The organism is Limosilactobacillus oris (assembly GCF_025311495.1).
Lineage (GTDB): Bacteria > Bacillota > Bacilli > Lactobacillales > Lactobacillaceae > Limosilactobacillus > Limosilactobacillus oris_A.
In genome coordinates this window covers 1224185-1241704 of record NZ_CP104398.1, presented here as the reverse complement: position 1 = coordinate 1241704, position 17520 = coordinate 1224185, and the positions used below count along the sequence as shown (strand labels likewise).

The 17520-nt window shown below is 51.2% G+C and carries 15 protein-coding genes and 3 pseudogenes; 11 read left to right on the top strand and 7 right to left on the bottom strand.

The features are described 5' to 3' along the window. The first annotated feature begins 10 nt into the window (after positions 1 to 10). From N4599_RS06220 to N4599_RS06200, 5 genes are all read left to right on the top strand, one after another. A complete protein-coding gene (locus tag N4599_RS06220; RefSeq protein ID WP_260898501.1) occupies positions 11 to 1192 on the top strand; it encodes a vWA domain-containing protein in 1182 nt (393 codons plus the stop codon). Continuing rightward, positions 1185 to 1481 (top strand): hypothetical protein, encoded by a 297-nt coding sequence (locus N4599_RS06215; protein ID WP_260898499.1) that lies wholly within the window; start codon positions 1185 to 1187, stop codon positions 1479 to 1481. Before N4599_RS06220 ends, N4599_RS06215 begins: the two co-directional genes overlap by 8 nt. 68 nt (positions 1482 to 1549) lie before the next feature. After that, a complete protein-coding gene (locus tag N4599_RS06210; protein ID WP_260898496.1) occupies positions 1550 to 3454 on the top strand; it encodes a M13 family metallopeptidase in 1905 nt (634 codons plus the stop codon). A gap of 230 nt (positions 3455 to 3684) precedes the next feature. Further along, on the top strand, positions 3685 to 4332 hold the full coding sequence (locus N4599_RS06205; protein ID WP_260898495.1) for a helix-turn-helix domain-containing protein: 648 nt from the start codon (positions 3685 to 3687) through the stop codon (positions 4330 to 4332). After that, positions 4329 to 4856 carry an O-acetyl-ADP-ribose deacetylase gene (locus N4599_RS06200; protein ID WP_260898492.1) on the top strand — a complete coding sequence of 176 codons (528 nt, stop codon included), beginning with the start codon at positions 4329 to 4331 and terminating at the stop codon, positions 4854 to 4856. The genes N4599_RS06205 and N4599_RS06200 overlap by 4 nt, the downstream gene beginning before the upstream one ends. Here the strand turns inward: N4599_RS06200 and N4599_RS06195 are convergent. Together N4599_RS06195 and N4599_RS06190 are read right to left on the bottom strand one after the other, a co-directional pair. Beyond that, positions 4853 to 5821, bottom strand: a pseudogene (locus N4599_RS06195) (IS30 family transposase). The gene N4599_RS06200 and the pseudogene N4599_RS06195 sit on opposite strands and share 4 nt — an antisense overlap. A gap of 138 nt (positions 5822 to 5959) precedes the next feature. Further along, positions 5960 to 6247, bottom strand: a complete 288-nt coding sequence (locus N4599_RS06190; RefSeq protein ID WP_003714261.1) for a SemiSWEET family transporter — start codon at positions 6245 to 6247, stop codon at positions 5960 to 5962. A 205-nt stretch (positions 6248 to 6452) separates the two neighbouring features. Here N4599_RS06190 and N4599_RS06185 point away from each other — a divergent pair, with 205 nt between their 5' ends. From N4599_RS06185 to cls, 4 genes are all read left to right on the top strand, one after another. Then, complete coding sequence (locus tag N4599_RS06185; RefSeq protein ID WP_260898486.1) at positions 6453 to 7811, top strand: glucose-6-phosphate isomerase; 1359 nt, start codon at positions 6453 to 6455, stop codon at positions 7809 to 7811. A 19-nt stretch (positions 7812 to 7830) separates the two neighbouring features. Next, positions 7831 to 8709, top strand: coding sequence for a fructokinase ScrK (gene scrK, locus N4599_RS06180; RefSeq protein WP_260898484.1), 879 nt, complete (start codon positions 7831 to 7833; stop codon positions 8707 to 8709). Between the two features lie 32 nt (positions 8710 to 8741). Further along, entirely contained in the window at positions 8742 to 9014 is a 273-nt protein-coding gene (locus tag N4599_RS06175; protein ID WP_056984797.1) for a hypothetical protein, read from the top strand. Between the two features lie 117 nt (positions 9015 to 9131). Continuing rightward, complete coding sequence (gene cls, locus N4599_RS06170; RefSeq protein WP_260898480.1) at positions 9132 to 10625, top strand: cardiolipin synthase; 1494 nt, start codon at positions 9132 to 9134, stop codon at positions 10623 to 10625. A gap of 51 nt (positions 10626 to 10676) precedes the next feature. On the opposite strand, the pseudogene N4599_RS06165 reads toward cls, so the two are convergent. The 5 genes and pseudogenes from N4599_RS06165 to N4599_RS06145 all read right to left on the bottom strand — a co-directional run bounded on the left by N4599_RS06165 (position 10677) and on the right by N4599_RS06145 (position 15075). Then, positions 10677 to 12585: pseudogene (locus N4599_RS06165) on the bottom strand (FtsX-like permease family protein). 2 nt (positions 12586 to 12587) lie between these two features. Then, positions 12588 to 13343: pseudogene (locus tag N4599_RS06160) on the bottom strand (ABC transporter ATP-binding protein). Positions 13344 to 13441: 98 nt separating this feature from the next. Further along, complete coding sequence (locus N4599_RS06155) at positions 13442 to 13918, bottom strand: ATP-binding protein (protein ID WP_260898478.1); 477 nt, start codon at positions 13916 to 13918, stop codon at positions 13442 to 13444. Between the two features lie 4 nt (positions 13919 to 13922). After that, positions 13923 to 14399 (bottom strand): hypothetical protein, encoded by a 477-nt coding sequence (locus tag N4599_RS06150; RefSeq protein WP_260898476.1) that lies wholly within the window; start codon positions 14397 to 14399, stop codon positions 13923 to 13925. Beyond that, on the bottom strand, positions 14392 to 15075 hold the full coding sequence (locus N4599_RS06145; RefSeq protein ID WP_260898475.1) for a response regulator transcription factor: 684 nt from the start codon (positions 15073 to 15075) through the stop codon (positions 14392 to 14394). Before N4599_RS06145 ends, N4599_RS06150 begins: the two co-directional genes overlap by 8 nt. Positions 15076 to 15232: 157 nt before the next feature. On the opposite strand from N4599_RS06145, the gene N4599_RS06140 reads away from it, so the two are divergent. Then, entirely contained in the window at positions 15233 to 16384 is a 1152-nt protein-coding gene (locus N4599_RS06140) for an aminotransferase class I/II-fold pyridoxal phosphate-dependent enzyme (protein ID WP_260898473.1), read from the top strand. 13 nt (positions 16385 to 16397) lie between these two features. Then, positions 16398 to 17384, top strand: coding sequence for a D-2-hydroxyacid dehydrogenase (locus N4599_RS06135; RefSeq protein WP_260898471.1), 987 nt, complete (start codon positions 16398 to 16400; stop codon positions 17382 to 17384). Positions 17385 to 17520: the final 136 nt, after the last annotated feature.

Here is a 17520-nt window from a genome sequence, read left to right as displayed (position 1 = left end):
TCAGCGGTTGATGGGTGAAATTATTCTGCAATTGCCCCACCGTTTTGACCACCAATTACAAGCGACGATGGGGTTAGCCTGGGCTGGCAACCAACTGGTTATCAGGGTCAATCCGGACCGCCTGTTAGTACTGCGTCAGGATGATGCGGTTTTGATGCTGGCTCATTTGGCCTTGCACGTGGTCTGGAAACACCCGGCTCGGTATACGAATTATTCGGACCAGGAACTAGTAGCCGTGGCAACGGATATTGCGGTTAACCAGTACCTCCCGGGAACGCCCCAGGGGACCGCCAGTCTTGCTCAGCTGCGGCGAGTCCTTCGGCGGCCAGTTCCAGAAAAACTTGATTCGCAGGAATACCTGCAAATTATTAATGGTGCCAGTCAAGAAGAACGAGAAAAGCTGCTTCATGCAGTGGGCGGTATCAATGCAGGAAATGCTTCGAAAACAGCTGCCGAGCAGCCAGTTGAAAGTCATGCCGGGTGGGTTAGTGGTACTCAAATAAATGCGGACCAAGCTGCCCGCTTGGCAGCAGTCAACCAGCTTGTGCACCAAGCATGGCGGCAGATCCCCCAGCGTGACCGTGGCTTATTGCCGGGCGAGGTCCAAGCACAAATTGAGCGCCCAGTCGAGCCAATAGCCGCGGTGCCGACGTGGCAGCAGCTCCTCCGTCGTCAGCTGGGTAAAATTGCCCAGGGTCATCAGCCCCGGGCGAACCGTTTTAACCGGCGCCAACCACTGCGGATGGATCTTCCGGGACAAGTCAGTCGCTTGGTACCCGCTGTGCATATCTTTGTTGACAATTCGGGGTCTGTTTCCGATGAAGAGCTCGCCGCCGCTTTGCTTGCAATTGGGCAGATGACGGGAACGCTGGGGCTGCCAGCCTGGCTGTATTCATTTGACGCCAAGGTAAGTGGCAAGGGGACGCGTCTTCGGCCCGGACAAGCGCCGCGCCTTACCCGCCAGGGCGGTGGTGGGACGCAATTTCAATGTGTTTTTGATTATCTCCGTGACCACCGCGTTCCCAAAACAGGAACTATGGTCATAATTATCACGGATGGCTGGGGTGAAAGTACGCTCCGTTGTCACCACTATTACGACGTATTCTGGTTGCTGACAACTAAGCGCGACCAGCTATCAGTACCAACACCAGCCAGCCACGTTTTGGAACTGAGGAGGAAGCAAAATGACTGAACGAATATTACCACCGGAAACGATGCTCGCGGTGCTAACGCACGGAAGAAACTACGTGCGGGCGGCAGCGCTGCTAAATGAAGAATGGGAGCCGGACCAGCAGCCAATTTACCGGGATGTTTTGGAAAGACAGGATGTGGCCTTAGCACGGCAGTTGCAACGAGGCGGTCTCTTGCCCGGCCGAGTTGACCTGGCGGACTACCGAAGCGTTAATCAGTTGCTAATCGATCATAGCCAGTGGTTCGCGGTGAGTGCCCGGCAGGAGTTACTCCGCCCCTTCCAAGAGTAGTTAAGTTCCCAGCAAAAGCGCTAAAAATAGTATAATAGTGACAAACTCACTTTGAGGAGGAATACAACGTGGCAATTAATAAGGATTTAATCAAGGATGACCTTTACGAAGCTGTCAATGGTGCCTGGATCAAGGACGCTAAGATTCCCGATGATAAACCAGCAACGGGGGGCTTTAACGACCTGGTCAACGAAATCGATAAGCAGATGATGGCTGATTTTGAGGACTACGCAGACGGTAAGAAGACGTCAGACGATCCGCGCTTTAACGAGATGATTAAGCTGTACCGGGTGGCGAAGAAGTTTGACCTGCGGAAAAAGGTTGGCCCTGTGCCGTTACAACGCCTGCTGGCCAGCGTCACAGCCCTTGATTCATACGCTGACTACCAGAAGCAGTGGAAGAACTGGGTGCTGATGGGGCTGCCATCACCGGTATCGTTTGATATTGATGCGGATATGAAGAACGCCACGGTCTATGCACTGTTTGTCTCTTCGCCATCGCTGATTTTACCGGACAAGAGTTACTACGAGCCGGCGAAGAAGGACCAGCATGACCAGTTGATGAAACTTTGGGCTGCAATGGTTAAGGAGCTATTGTTAAAGCTGGACTACACCGAAGAACAGGCTGCCCAACTGATCAAGGAAGCCCAGGCTTTTGATGCGCTATTGGCGCCGAACGTGAAGAGTGCGGAAGAGGCAGCCGATTACAGTAAAATGTACAATCCACAGACAGTTGCCGAGCTGGCTGCTTCCACGGACCAACTGGATCTGGCAGCGGTCACCAAGCAGCTGGTAGGGGCAACGCCGGACAAGGTCATCGTGATGGAACCGGCTTACTTTAAGGCCCTGAACAGCATTCTCAAGGACCACTTTGACCTCTTTAAGAGTTGGGCACTGATCAACGTTGTCCGCGACAACGCCAGTTACCTGGATGATGAGATGCGGGAAATCAACGGCCGGTACAGCCGGGCGTTATCCGGGAGCAAGAAGCCGGTCAGCCAGCAAAAATTTGCCTACTACCTGGCCCGGGACATCTTTAGCCAGGTGGCGGGGGACTACTATGGCAAGACCTACTTCGGCCCGCAAGCTAAGGCGGACGTCCATCACATGGTTGAGCAGATGATTGCCGTCTACAAGCAACGCCTGACTAACAATACTTGGCTGAGTAAGGCGACCCGGGATAAGGCAGTTCTCAAACTAGATAAGCTGGGCATCCAAGTCGGCTACCCAGACAAAATTCCGTCATTGTACGACCACTTAAAGGTCGATGAGCTGGAATCACTGATTGCTAACCTTAACCAATTGAGTATCGTTGCTAGCAAGGATATGTTTAGCCGTTGGAACAAGCCGGTTGACCGGATGCGCTGGGAAATGAGCGCCGCCACGGTCAACGCTTACTACCACCCGTTTAAGAACATCATTGTTTTCCCAGCTGCTATCCTGCAGGCGCCATTCTATTCGCTGAAACAAACAAGTAGCCAGAATTACGGGGGAATTGGCGCGGTCATCGCCCACGAAATTTCCCACGCCTTTGATAACAATGGGGCTCTCTTTGACGAGTACGGGAACTTGAACAATTGGTGGACGCCGGAAGACTCCGCCCACTTTAAGGAACTCGCCCAGAAAATGATCGCCGAATTTGACGGCTTGCCAATTGCGGGCCAGAAGGTCAATGGGAAGCTAACGGTCTCCGAAAACATCGCCGATGGCGGGGGCCTATCCTGCGCCTTGGAAGCGGCTAAGGAAGAGAACAACTTCAACGCCCAAGAGTTCTTTATCAACTGGGCAACAATTTGGCGGATGAAGGCCACCCAGCAATATGAACAATTATTGCTGTCGATTGACGTTCACGCACCGCAAAAGCTGCGGGCCAACGTTCAGGCCCAAAACCAGGCCGACTTCTACACTGCCTTTGGGATTCAGTCGGGTGACCAGATGTACAAGGCGCCGGAAGACCGGGTCAACATTTGGTAGCTATTGGGAGGAAAAATAACCTCCTCGACAGGGGATGCGTCCGGACCTCGGCACCGGCCCTGGGGCACTTTGCCCGTTATCAGAAATTAAAAATCACTGGAGCTCAGGAAATGAGCATCCAGTGATTTTTGTTTGTCTGGAAAGGTTAGCGTGACATTTGAGTTCCGGCTTGGTATCTTGTTAGCAAGAATTATTTCCCGGGAAATCAATTTGAAATACGGAGGCACTGAATGGAATTCGCAGAGAAAATCAAACAATACCGGGCCCATAACGACTGGACCCAGCAGGAAGTCGCAACTAAACTCGGGGTATCCCGGAAGACGATTTCTAGCTGGGAAAATGGGCGCTCGTATCCTGACATTTTTATGCTGGTCCAGCTCAGTGACCTTTACCACGTTAGTTTAGATGATTTATTACGGGAGGACCACGAGATGATTAATAATTATAAGCAAGAACACGCATCGTTGGCTAAGCAGGACCGGATTTTTACAATTTCGTATTTGTGTAATGTCGTGATCAGTTTATACTTTTTATGGCGGGCACTATTTGGAACCGGAATGATTAACCAACTGCCACCACTGGGCCGTTTTTTAGCTGGAGCAGTCGTTGGCCTCTTATCTGTAAATGTTTATTTCCTGTTAAGCAAGGCCGATTGGAAGAAGCAGAATCGGGTCACCCAGGTGGGGGCGCTCTTGACTTTTATCGTAGTTACAGCGTTACTGATCAAGCTTGATTTTACTAGCTATTCAGGTTCAGCGACGGCATATGGGCTTGGTGCCGGCTTTGGACGGGGCTTTGTCGTTGCCTTGTCAGCATTGTCAATTGTTGAAGCAATTTGGCTTTATCCGCAATTTAAGCAAAGAAGGAATCGGTTATGAAAACAATTCAGGTAGTTCAAGGCGATATTACGACCATCGCGGCAGACGCAGTTGTCAACGCTGCCAATACCACACTGATGGGCGGCGGCGGTGTTGACGGCGCAATTCACCGGGCGGCGGGCCCAGCCCTATACGCGGCCTGCGAAAAGTTTGGCGGTTGCCCGACCGGGGAGGCCCGAATTACCAGTGGCTTTAATTTACCAGCGAAGTATATTATCCACACGCCGGGTCCCATTTGGCACGGGGGCGACCATGACGAGGAGCAGTTGCTGGCGAATTCCTACCGTAATAGTCTGGCACTGGCGGACGAATATGGTTGTCGGACCGTGGCTTTCCCGTCGATCAGCACGGGCGTCTATTCCTTCCCCTTAGACCGGGCCGCCCAGATTGCAATCCGCGCGATGCGAGCGTTCTTACGTTCGGCCAGTCACGTGGAAGAAGTGACAATGGTCTGCTTTGACCCGACAACTGCCCGGGCATACCAAAGGGCACTTAATAACTCCCGAAATGTCAATTTAAATTAGAAAAATGTTGAAAGCTGTTCATCTGTGACGTGACTTAGGAATACTTCAAGTGGTGTGCGGTAGTGAAGTGACTTCCGTGGAATAGTATTTCGTTTGTGCATCAGCTGGGTGATTAGTTCATCTGGTAAATTACGGAAGTCTAATCGTTTACTGAGACCGTCACGACGTAAGATACCATTATTGTTTTCATTCAGGCCGCGTTGATTGGGCGCTCCAACCTCCGCAAAATAAGTATGAAGGTCATGTTTATTGGCAATCTCACGCCAGCCCGCGAATTCCTTACCATTATCAAAGGTAATCGACTTAACGAAATGACGAGGCATTTTAGAAAGCCATTTATCCAAGTGATAGTTAACTGCTTCATCAGTTTTACGATGAACGTTAAGCACAATCATCACCTTAGATTGACGTTCCACCAAGGTCATGACCGCACCACGATGAGCTTTTCCTTGAACAGTATCAGCTTCAAAGTGACCAAACTCGTGTTGGTAGTGAGGAAAATCATGGTATCGCTGGTAAATACTCCGACCGAGATGCCCCGCCTTACCACGTCGTTCGACATAGCCATTGGGGTGTCGCTTGCCTTTCATCGGTAATTGCTGGACGGCAAAATTGTACTGTCCACGAGCAAACATCCGATAAAGTGTCCGCATACTACAGCTAATTGTCCGTTCTGCTCGACCAATGATCGTATCAGGTGTCCAGCCCGCTTTAACCTGCTCATTGATGTAGCTGATCTCATCCTTGGCTAGCTAAGCCTGCTTACGACCACAACGCTGCTTATTCCGTTGGTAAGCCTTAAGATACTGTGCAATGGTCTTACCGCTATCAAGAAATCGATAGACGCGGTAAATAGTTTCTTGGCTTCGTTTAAGCAGTTTAGCAGCTTGATAAGCCTTCGTACCTTGGTGCCAAAAATTAGCTATGAGGGTTAGTTCACGTGTGGTAAGATGTTTATAAGTCATTTGTGATGTTCCTTTACTTTTGTTTGTGGTTATTCAAAAGTCTATCACAAATGGCTTTTTTATTTTTCTAACTTAATTTTACAAACGGCGACTAAAAAAAGGACGTGAGCTAACCAAAACTCACGTCCTTTTTTAGTACTAGTGAACGAATGAGGTAATTGCCGTTACTAACCCGAAGATGATTCCGGGGAAGTTGGCGATAATCACCGGCCAATCCTTTTTATCGGGCTTTACCCAACCGTAGATTACCCATAACAAGGCATTGATGGAGGCAAAGAACGGTTGAACAGGTGAAACTGGCTGGCCGGTAAAGTTAGCAATAATCTGTTCAATGTAGGAGAAGTACATGACCAGGCAGGCAATCGTGGCAAAGTTTCCGGTGAACTTCCGGACCTTCTGCTTGGTCGTTAGTTTTTGATTATCCATAATGATAACGAGTCCTTTCATCTATGAAATTAATTTCACATATAAGAGCACTATATTAACTGCTTTTCCCATATCTTATTCTCTAAAAAAGTTAATGTCAACCGGTTGACATATAAAATAGTAAGCGCTATCATATAAACCGTTAAGAAAAGTAACCGCTTCATCAAGGAGCGAGAATAGTAATTGAGAAAGAAGAGAGCAGTTTATGGCACATCTTTCATTTGATACACAAGGCTTGAAACAATTTGTTCATGACAACGAACTCGGCGAGATGCAGGCAATGGTCAAGGCCGCAGATGATGAACTCCGCAACGGGACCGGTGCCGGGGCCGCCTACCGCGACTGGCTCCACCTTCCAAGCGAGTACGATAAGGATGAATTTGAGCGGATCAAGCAAGCCGCCAAGAAGATCCAGTCCGACTCCGACATCTTAGTTGTCATCGGAATCGGGGGCTCCTACCTCGGTGCTCAGATGGCAATCGACTTCCTCCACAACACTTTTTATCAGGCGCAGGACGCCAAAGACCGGAAGTACCCACTGGTCATCTTTGCCGGGAACTCCCTCAGCTCGACCTACGTTCACGACCTGCTGGAACTGATTGGTGACAAGGACTTCTCCGTCAATGTCGTTTCCAAGTCCGGGACGACGACCGAACCGTCCATTGCCTTCCGGATTTTCAAGAAGAAGCTGATTGAAAAGTACGGTCTGGAAGAAGCTAACAAGCGGATTTACGCCACGACCGACAAGGCCAAGGGGGCGTTGAAGACCGAGGCCGACGCCAACGGTTACGAATCCTTCGTCATTCCTGATGGGGTCGGTGGCCGTTACTCCGTCCTCTGCCCGGTTGGCCTCCTGCCAATCGCCGCTTCTGGTGCCGACATTGACCAACTGATGGCTGGTGCGGCCCAGGCGGAACAGGACTACGTTAACCCAGACCTGTCCAAGAACGAGGCTTACCAGTACGCCGCCTACCGGAACATCCTCTACCGGAAGGGCTACGAGACTGAACTCCTGGAAAACTACGAGCCCAACATGCGGATGTTCGCCGAATGGTGGAAGCAGCTGGCCGGTGAATCCGAAGGGAAGGACCAGAAGGGCATTTACCCATCCAGTGCTAACTTCACGACCGACCTCCACTCACTTGGTCAATACATCCAAGAAGGACGCCGCTTCCTGATGGAAACCGTTGTGAAGCTCGACAAGCCAAACTTCGACGTGGAGATCCCAAGCGAAGAAGATAACCTTGACGGCCTCGGCTACCTGGAAGGGAAGACGATGGACTTCGCCAACACCAAGGCCTACGAAGCTGTAGTGGCTGCCCACACGGCTGGTGGCGTACCAGTAATGACCGTTCACATCCCAGAAGAAAATGAATACACGCTGGGCTACCTGATCTACTTCTTTGAGGTGGCCATGGGGATTTCCGGTTACCTGAACGGGATCAACCCATTCAACCAACCAGGGGTGGAAGCCTACAAGACCAACATGTTTGGCCTGCTGGGCAAGCCGGGTTACGAAGAAGTCGGCAAGCAGCTCCGCGCTGAAATGGAAAAGAACAACTAGGATTAAGGAGGAACTGAACATGGTACTAGGAAGTATTGAAGCTGGTGGAACCAAGTTTGTTTGTGCAGTCGGTAATATCAACTACCAAATTCAGGACTCGGTCCACATCCCAACCACCACCCCAGAAGAAACCCTGCAGAAGTGCATCGAATTCTTTGACCAGTATAAGGATGACCTGTCAGCTATCGGGATCGCCTCATTTGGTCCAATTGAAATTCGGAAGAGTTCGCCAAAGTATGGTTACATTACCAACACCCCAAAGAAGGGATGGGCGGACACTGACTTTGTCGGCCCACTCAAGAAGCACTTCAACATTCCGATTGCCTGGACCACGGATGTTAACGGATCAGCATACGGTGAATACGTACTGTCGACCCTTTTCAACAAACGGATCAACTCCCTCGTCTACTACACGATTGGGACGGGTTGCGGTGCTGGAGCAGTCATCGACGGGAAATTTGTCGGTGAACTGGGACACCCAGAAATGGGTCACATCCGGCTGAAACGGCACCCTGACGACCTGGACTTCAAGGGAATTTGCCCATTCCACGGCGACTGCCTGGAAGGCTTGGTCAGTGGACCAACCTTTGAAGCCCGGACCGGTAAGAAGGGGAAGGACGTACCGCTGACCGACCACGTCTGGGACATCATGGCTTACTACGTGGCCCAAGCAGCTCTGGACGCAACCCTGATGTTCCGGCCTGGGCAACTCATCTTCGGTGGCGGGGTCGTCAGCGAAGAATTCCTGAAGAAGGTGCGGCGTGAATTCAAGAAACTGTTGAATAACTATGTTGACGTTGGCAACGTTGATGAATACATTACCATGCCGTTAGCGAAGAACAACGGATCTGCTACCATTGGTGACTTTGCCCTGGCATTAAAGGCGGCCACTGAATAACGCACAGATAGAATTGAAGAGGACATGAGATCATGAAAGAGACTAAATTTATTAGTATTTTAAGTAAGATTGCGACGGTAATTGCGATTTGTATGTATGTTTCCTACATTCCACAAATCATTAATAACTTGCACGGCAGCTACGGTGCGCCCCTCCAGCCGCTGGTAGCCGCAATCAACGGTCTGTTATGGTGCATCTACGCTTACTTCAAGCGCGAGCGGGACTGGGCTGTGTTCTGGGCCAACTTCCCGGCAATCATTTTCGGCCTGATTACCTTCTTTACTTCCTTGCCGTCATTATTTTAGGGCAAAATTAAAGCAGCAAAAATCTCTGGGTCAGCTGATTCGGAGATTTTTTGTTTGGGCAACGAAGGGAATGATGAATGGTATAATTAAGAAAATTTAATTTAAGAGGAGAGCAAGATGAACATAGTTTGGACATGGGACATTGTCCGGCGCGTGATTGAAGTGCTGTGGCTAATCAACATTGCCTTTGCGGTCTGGACCGTCTTTCGGACCCGGCGCGACATCGCGTCGACGTGGGCATGGTTGTTGGTGCTATCGGTCTTTCCAGTGATCGGTTTTATCGCCTACCTATTTGTCGGTCGTAAAATATCAAATGAGGATATTTTTAGCATTCGGAGTGAGCAGGAAAGCTTCCGGGAGCGGTTAATTGCCCGGCAAGAGGCACTGCTGGAGAAACACCAGCTCCTCTTGCAAAGCGGTCGGCTTGCCCGGGCGCGGCAGTTGGTAAGCCTATCGTCAAGCCTGGATGACGCGATTGTGACCTTTAACAACCGGGTCCGGGTTTTTATTGATGGTCAAAAATTGTTTTCCGAGATGATTCGGGATTTTGACCACGCTCAGGACCACATTTATGTTGAATTTTATACTTTCTACGCGGATGAACTTGGTCACCGGGTCCTAGCGGCTTTAGAACGGGCTGCCGAACGGGGAGTGACGGTTAAGGTCCTCTACGACCTCAGCGGGTCGCATGGGACCACTTATAAGTTCTTTGCTCACCTGGAGGAATTAGGGGGCGAGGCGCAGCCCTTTAATTCCAAGTCAAACAAGCGACTATCGACACCCCGGCTGAACTACCACCTGCACCGCAAAATTGTGGCGATTGATGGCAAGCTCGGCTATATCGGGGGCTTTAACATTGGGGACCAGTACCTCGGTGAGGATCCCAAATTTGGCTACTGGCGGGATACCCACCTGCGGGTTGCGGGCCAAGCGGTAATTGCGCTGACTGCCCGCTTCGGGATGGACTGGAATACGACCTGCCGGAAGACGAAGAAGGAACGGGTTGACCTGGATAAAATGCTGGCGGACCTGGAAATCGAGCGGCCAAGTGACCCTGGTCAGGATGTAGCAATGCAGATTGTCTCCTCAGGACCGGATAATGATAACTTTGCCATCCGGCGGGCCTATGAATCAATCATCAGCTCGGCGCGGCAATACGTGTATATTCAAACGCCGTACTTGATTCCTGGTGAACCAATCTTGGAATCCTTGATTATCGCGGCCCGTAGCGGAATTGACGTCCGGGTGATGATCCCTTGTATGCCCGACCACCCCTTTGTGTACCGGGCAACAGAGTACTACGCCAAATACTTGGTTGATAACGGGGTCAAGGTTTATAAGTACAATCACGGCTTTTTGCACGCTAAAATGGTGGTCAGTGGCGAGAACCTCTCATCGGTCGGCTCGGCGAACCAGGATTACCGGAGCTACCGACTGAATTGGGAGGCCAATGCGTTTTGCTACAATGAGGCGCTGACCACCCAGCTCAAGCATATTTTTGAAGATGACATTCAGGATAGCACCCTGCTGACGCCAGAATATTTTGCCCAGCAGTCGAACTGGCGGAAGTTTAAACAATACTTCTCCCGCCTGCTGTCACCGGTGCTGTAACTAGGAAACGACGCTAGATGGAACAGATCTGGCGTCGTTTTTACGTTTAAACTATCTTTTTTCGACAATTTGGTGATAGATTCTGGTCGTTAAACCGTATATTACTAAGTAGATGGCTAAGAGTGCGAGGGTTATCGTTCCGGCAATGATGACCATGGCTTTTTGGTTGTAAAAGCTAAGCTGGATCATGATTTGACGGATTGCTGGAAGGGCAAAGAGCAGGTTGACGATTGCGCCAATAATTGGCAGCATAAAGACCATTAGCACCTGACTGTGGATGCTCTTAGTCGTTTCACGCTCGCTGAGGCCGACTTGCTGCATAGTGGTAAAGCGTTGCTGGTCAGCGTAACCCTCCGAAATTTGCTTGAAGTAAATGACGATGGTGGTAGTGATTCCCAGCGCCAGACTGATTAAAATACCAACAAATACGAGGCCGCCATACATCTGTTTGAGGAGGGCGGTGATGGTCGTTTGGCCGGTAACCTGCGAGTTTGGCAGGCCCAGATTTTGCTGGAGGGCGGTTTCAAAGGCAAGCCGCTTCTTGTTGCCGGCTAGCTGGTAATTAAAGCTCGTTACGGACATCGTTGGAAGCCCCTGGCCACCATAAAGGCTGGTGTGTAGATCGAGTGGTCCGGGTTAAAGGCAAAGCTGAGCCGGTGGATGGCCTTAGTTTGGTATATTTGGCCATTAACCGTTAACCTTCCTGAACGCGGTTTAGCTGGGGAATAAAGCAGTGCTTGCTTGGCGGTTAGGTTCGCGTGGCTGCCAGTGAGCCGCTGGTAGGTATTGGCATTGACCAGGATAAGGGCGCTGGAAGTGTCCGTATTCATCTTGCTTAGTGCTCCCTGGTTGACGAATCGCTGGCCTTTCCAGTAGCCAAATTGAGCAGTAGTTGCCTGGTAAGAGGTGAGCTGGCTGAGCTTGGCGTGGTGGTCCGCAGCCGTATGCTTAATCACTTGGCGCTGCGCGCTTGACAAGGGCTGGTTGGTAACGATTGTCATGTCCGTAGGGGTATAGGAATGGACGGTATTCTGGATTCCGGTATAAAGGGTCAAAGCGGTGAAGAGAATAACCAGGACCGCGGTACATAAAAGGCAAATTGTCGCCAAGGCCGCGCCGTTTTGCTCCATCCGCTGCCGCATTCCAGAAATCGCGATGAAGTGCCGTGGCTGGTAATAGAAGCCCGATTGGTGCCGGAGCCAATTCAGGAAGAGGACACTGCCGGCAATGAAGAGGAGGTAGGTACCGATGACAACCAGGATTACTGCTAACATAAAGTGGTTCAGCGCGGTAATTTTTGGCTTGGTGGTCAATGTGATGTAATACGCACCGGCCAGCATGGCAATTCCCAGGCCGCCAGCGAGGCTGAACATGGTCCCGTGGTGCTTGGGGACCATTGCGCTAGCGTGCCATAGGCTAGTCGGCTTCATGAAGTGGATTTTAACTAGGTCGATAGCCATCAGGATGAAGAAAAAGTAGGCAATCAAGCCAGCGGTTTTAACCAGCGCCCCCGGGACGGCCCAGGGCTGGTGGAGTTTGCCGATTTCAAGGAGGCGGTTCAGGCCGAGGAAGGCGAGCTTTTCGAAGATTACACCGGTAACTAATCCGGCGACGAGGCTGATCACCAGCAAATAGCACTTCTCCAGCACGGTAAGGAGGGAAAGGTTTTGCTGGTCATTCCCAGCATACTGTATAGGCCGATTTCCTGGCTGTGTTGCTGCCAAAGGAAACGGTTGACGTAAAGGAGAAAGGCCGCGGTCACCAGGATAATGAAGGTGCTCCCCAGCTTTAAGAGCGACCCGGTAACGGCACCAGTGCCCAGGCTTTTCAAACTTTGGTTAGCGCTGATTGCGGCAAAGATATAATTGATGGCAACGATCATGCTGGTGGCAAGCAGGTAGGAGCCGTACACCCGCAAGTTGCGCTTGAAGCTGGAATTAAGGAGTTGAATGAACAGCATGGCTATTCACCCCCGTTCGTCAAGGTAATCATTGTGTTGCTAATTTGGTCCTGATATTGTTTCAAGCTTTGGTCACCACGGAACAGTTCATGGTAGATCCGGCCATCCTTGATAAACAGCATGCGCTTGGCGTGGCTGGCCGCGGCCGCGCTGTGGGTAACCATAATAATGGTTTGCCCATTCTAGTTCACCTCGTCAAAGAGGCGCAGAATTTCCTGACTGGTATTGGAATCCAGCGCACCGGTGGGCTCATCGGCTAGGAGCAGGTCGGGGTTGGTGATTAGGGCCCGGGCAATCGCCACCCGCTGCTGCTGTCCACCAGAGGCCTCTGCTGGGTAATGGTCGATAATTGGCGCGATTCGCAGACGGCTCGCCAGGGGCTTAATTCGGCGTTCCATTTCCGCTGGCTTCGTCTTAGCTAGTACTAGCGGGAGGTAGATGTTGTCCCGGTTGCTTAAACTATCAAGGAGGTTAAACCGTTGGAAGACAAAGCCGAGGTGTTCACGGCGGAACCGTTCCGCATCGTCTTTGCCTAGCTCACCGAGGTCTTGTCCGTTTAAAACAGCGGAACCGTTCGTGGCTTTATCCAAGGTCGCAATAATGTTGAGCAGGGTACTCTTTCCGGCCCCCGATTCACCCATGATGGCAACGTACTCTCCCTGGTCAACGCTAAAGTTAACGTCCTTTAGCGCGGCGACCTGGTGGTTAGTGTCGGCGTCGAATGTTTTTTGGACGTGGTTTAGATATAATAAGGCCATAATCTGGTCCTCCCTTTTCTTGATTAACTCCATTATAAAAAGGCCCCGTGGCGTTTCCTACTTACAGGAGCGTACAGAACCTTACAGTTTTGTAAGAATCAGCTGATGTTATCGGGAGGGAAAATCAGCTCAGCGACCGTGCTGTGGTCGTTCGGTGAGAAGACCCGGACGCTAAAATTGAGCTGGTCGGTGACCTGTTTGACAAAGTATAGCCCCATCCCCGTCGACTTGGTAGTTTGGTGGCCATTTTGTCCCGTAAAGCCGCTTTCGAAGATGCGGGGCTGGTCGGTACTGCTGATGGGCAGCCCGGTGTCACAGATCGTTAAACAATCCGTTTGCCAAACCAGTTTAATAACGGAGCCTGGTTCTGCGTACTTAATAGCATTGGTCAGAAGCTGGTTGATACAGAAATGAAGCCATTTTTGGTCGGTTAGCAAGCGCAAATTTGCGGGAATGCTGATCTCGGGGACAAGCTGCTTGTTGATAAAGAGTGCAGCATTTTCTTGAACAATGGTCGCCGTCAACTTGGCGAGTGGTAACCACTGAAAGTTAAAATCATGGCTAGTTATCGCCAAGCGTTCACCGCTGAGGAGCAGGTCGAGGTATCGCGGCCCGGACTTGTTTGCTGGGCACTTGGGGCTGCTCCTCGGCCTGAGCCCGCAAAATTGCAAGGTGGTTCTTAATTTCGTGGGCGAACAGGTCCCGGTGGTCGTTTTGCTCCTGTTGTTTTTGCCGGACCGCTTGAAGAATCTGTCGGGAGCTGTGCTGAGATTTGGTAAGCATAGTTGCTAACCGCTCCTCGACAGGCGAGTGTGGTTGAAAATCAGCCTGTGGCAACTGACGCGCAAGCAGGACCTGCCGATGCTTTGCCAGCAGAATCGTAGCAATTAGCCAGATGATGAGCAGCGGCAAACTGAAACGGAGGAGGTCAATGAAGACTATTAGCGGAAGTCGGTACAGGTAGCAGAGCAGGGCAACTAAACCGGTGAGGAGAGCGTAGCTGCTGAGTAGTGGGAACTGGGACCACAGCCAGAGCCGCCAAAAAGAATTATTCATGGTCATCCACCATCCGGTAGCCAACGCCCCGTTCCGTTCTGATAGTCTGGTCAAGGCCGACCGAGGATAGTTTGGTTCGCAGCCGGCTGACGTTAACGCTTAACGTGTTCTCGTTCAGGTACTTGCCACCTTGCCAGAGCCACTCTAAAAGCTGCTCCTTGGTTACGGTTTGACCAAGGTGGTGAACCAGCACCTGCAAGAGGGCACTTTCGGTGGGGGGGGGAAGTTGGACGGTTCCCTGGGGGCTTCGCAGCTGGCCCGTGAGCGGGTTCAGCTGATTGTTGCCCCAGTGCACCTGGCTCTCCCGCTGGTCGGTGGTATGGCGGCGCAACTGTGCCTGGATTTTAGCTAATAGGACCGTCAGCGAAAAGGGCTTCATCAGGTAGTCATCTGCTCCGGCTGCAACGGCGTGCATCACGTTGCTGTCAATGTCTGCGGCCGAGATGACGATAATTGGCGCCTGGCAGGTCTTACGAACCTCCTGAATCCAGTAGAAACCATCAAAGCTCGGCAGGGTGAGGCCAAAGAGTATTAAATCTGGTTGGGCCATGGCGATTTCATCGGCAATTGCTTGCCAGTCATTGACAGTTGCTACCTGGTGCTGCCACTTATTAAGTTCGGTGCTAATGGCAGCAACCATTGTAGGGTTATCCTCGACCATAAAAATTTTGGCCATTGCGCATCATCCTTTCGTACGTTAATTTTACCGCATTTCAGCTTTATAAGTATTCAATTGATATGCATTGATTTTGCATAAATATGTGGACTTTTGAATATAAACTCACTATACTAGGGGTAATGAGAGTTCTGTGAAATGAAACGGAGGATGCAAAATGGATAGTTCGATTTTAAGCAAGGCTTACCAGCAGCCGGCCGCCAATATCTTGGCAGACGTGTGTGCGCTGGCGGCGAAGATGGACAACGTGATTGACTTGTCAGTCGGTGATCCTAATTTTACGACACCAGAGCCGATTATCGAGGCGGCGTTTGCTAAAGCAAAGGCGGGGATGACCCATTATACAGCTGCTGAGGGATTGCCCGAACTGCGTCAGGCGATTTGTGATTTTTATCAGAATAAGTACCAGCTCCATTTTGCTCCCCAGCAAGTGCTGGTTACCGTCGGTGCCGAACACGCGCTGTTTGTTGCTTTGGAAGCACTGCTGGATCCAGGCGATGAGGTGATTATTCCCGAACCGTGCTTCTCACCGTACCTTGAGCAGGTCAAGCTGGCCGGCGGCACCCCGGTAATAGTCGATGGCAAGCCAGACCAGGGCTTCAAGATTGACGCCCAGGAAATTGCCAAGAAGGTCACGCCAAAGACCAAGGCAATCATTGTCAATACCCCGAACAACCCGTCTGGGAACGTGATGACGACTGAGGAAGCCCAGGCATTGGCCAAGCTGGCGGTTGAAAAGAACCTGCTGATTCTTAGCGACGAGATCTACTCTGATTACGTCATGCCCGGACAGATCTTTACGCCGGTTGCCAAATATGCACCAGACAATACTGTCATCATCAGCGGGATGTCAAAGAGTTTTGCCATGACTGGCTGGCGAATCGGCTACCTGGTGGGACCGGATTGGCTGGTAGCGGCGGCCAATGACGTTAACGATGCGGTTACCTTTTCGGCACCGACGCTTTCACAGGTGGGGGCCCTGTATGGACTTCAACACCATGACGAGCTGGTCGCACCGATTGTGCAAGCCTTCCAAGAACGGTTAGATTACCTGCAGAAGGAGCTGCCGCAGGTTGACTGGCTGTCCGTCAGTCCGGTTCAGGGGAGTATCTACGTCTTCGCCGACATTCGCAAGACCGGCTTGAATTCCGTTGACTTTGCCGACCAGCTGCTCAAGAAGGCGGGAATCCTGGTGGTACCAGGGTTAGCGTTTGGCAAGTGCGGTGAGGGCTTTGTGCGGATTGCTGCGACCCAACCACTGGCGACGCTCAAAGAAGCAGTGGCGAAGATGAAGCAATTGAATTGGTAAGGAGGTGTCCATAATGAAAATTCTGATGTATGCGGTCCTGGAACCAGAAAAGAAGTATATTCAGGAATGGTCCGCAAAAACTGGGGTTGAGGTCAAGTGCGTCGCCGAACGCTTGGATGCGAACACCGTCGAATGGGCAAAGGGCTTTGATGGCATTGACTTCCAACAGACCCAATCACTGGAACCGGTAGTTTACCAGAAATTGCACGAGTATGGCATTAAGCAGCTGACCGCCCGGATGGTGGGCTACGACATGATCGACTTTGACCTGGCAAAGAAGTATGACTTGACGGTCACCAATGTCCCGGCTTACTCGCCCCGGGCCATTGCTGAGATGGGCTTAACCCAGGCTCTGCGCCTGGTCCGCAAGTTAGGCTATTACGACAAGCGAATGGACAATTTGGACTTCCGCTGGGCAGGACTGGAAAGTACCGAAATCTACAACTTGACTGTCGGCATTATCGGTGCTGGGCACATTGGGGGTGCCACGGCTCAGTTATACTCTGCATTAGGGGCTAAGGTGATCGCGGTAGACCCGATTCACCGGGTCGAATTAAATCCCTACCTGGAATACACCGACCTCGAAACGCTTTTGCAGACGGCGGATATTGTGACAATTCACACGCCGTTAAATGAATCGACCGCTAACCTCTTTAACAGTGCCACCTTTAAGAAAATGAAGAAGACGGCCTACCTGATTAACATGGCCCGGGGCGGGATCGTAAACGCTGCCGACCTGATTGCGGCCCTGCAAAGTCAGGAAATTGCCGGGGCCGCGCTGGATACCCTGGCTGATGAGGGCCAGTTCTTTGAAAAGCAGGCCACGCCAGAAGAGATTCCAGAGGACTACAAGACCTTGCGGGCCATGCCGAACGTCTTGATTTCCCCACACAGTGCCTTTTACACGGATACGGCGATGAAGAACATGGTCGCCATGGGCCTGGATGACGTGGTCGCAATTGTTAATGGCAAGCGGCCGCAGTTTGAAGTCTATAAGTAAAATTGGATAATCAGTGGAGCACCGAACTATGCTTGGCCAAGCATGGTTCGGTGCCTGATTTTTAAACAGAGAACCAGAGCATGGGCGGGCCCTTGCTGCTTAAAAAAATAAATATTTTAGAAAGGGTTAGCAACGC

What these genes read in the sequence shown, in the direction of transcription:
- N4599_RS06220 (WP_260898501.1), top strand. Translation starts at nt 11, where the DNA reads ATGGGTGAAATTATTCTGCAATTGCCCCACCGTTTTGACCACCAATTA.
- N4599_RS06215 (WP_260898499.1), top strand. Translation starts at nt 1,185, where the DNA reads ATGACTGAACGAATATTACCACCGGAAACGATGCTCGCGGTGCTAACG.
- N4599_RS06205 (WP_260898495.1), top strand. Translation starts at nt 3,685, where the DNA reads ATGGAATTCGCAGAGAAAATCAAACAATACCGGGCCCATAACGACTGG.
- N4599_RS06200 (WP_260898492.1), top strand. Translation starts at nt 4,329, where the DNA reads ATGAAAACAATTCAGGTAGTTCAAGGCGATATTACGACCATCGCGGCA.
- N4599_RS06190 (WP_003714261.1), bottom strand. Translation starts at nt 6,247, where the DNA reads ATGGATAATCAAAAACTAACGACCAAGCAGAAGGTCCGGAAGTTCACC.
- N4599_RS06185 (WP_260898486.1), top strand. Translation starts at nt 6,453, where the DNA reads ATGGCACATCTTTCATTTGATACACAAGGCTTGAAACAATTTGTTCAT.
- scrK (WP_260898484.1), top strand. Translation starts at nt 7,831, where the DNA reads ATGGTACTAGGAAGTATTGAAGCTGGTGGAACCAAGTTTGTTTGTGCA.
- N4599_RS06175 (WP_056984797.1), top strand. Translation starts at nt 8,742, where the DNA reads ATGAAAGAGACTAAATTTATTAGTATTTTAAGTAAGATTGCGACGGTA.
- cls (WP_260898480.1), top strand. Translation starts at nt 9,132, where the DNA reads ATGAACATAGTTTGGACATGGGACATTGTCCGGCGCGTGATTGAAGTG.
- N4599_RS06150 (WP_260898476.1), bottom strand. Translation starts at nt 14,399, where the DNA reads ATGAATAATTCTTTTTGGCGGCTCTGGCTGTGGTCCCAGTTCCCACTA.
- N4599_RS06145 (WP_260898475.1), bottom strand. Translation starts at nt 15,075, where the DNA reads ATGGCCAAAATTTTTATGGTCGAGGATAACCCTACAATGGTTGCTGCC.
- N4599_RS06140 (WP_260898473.1), top strand. Translation starts at nt 15,233, where the DNA reads ATGGATAGTTCGATTTTAAGCAAGGCTTACCAGCAGCCGGCCGCCAAT.
- N4599_RS06135 (WP_260898471.1), top strand. Translation starts at nt 16,398, where the DNA reads ATGAAAATTCTGATGTATGCGGTCCTGGAACCAGAAAAGAAGTATATT.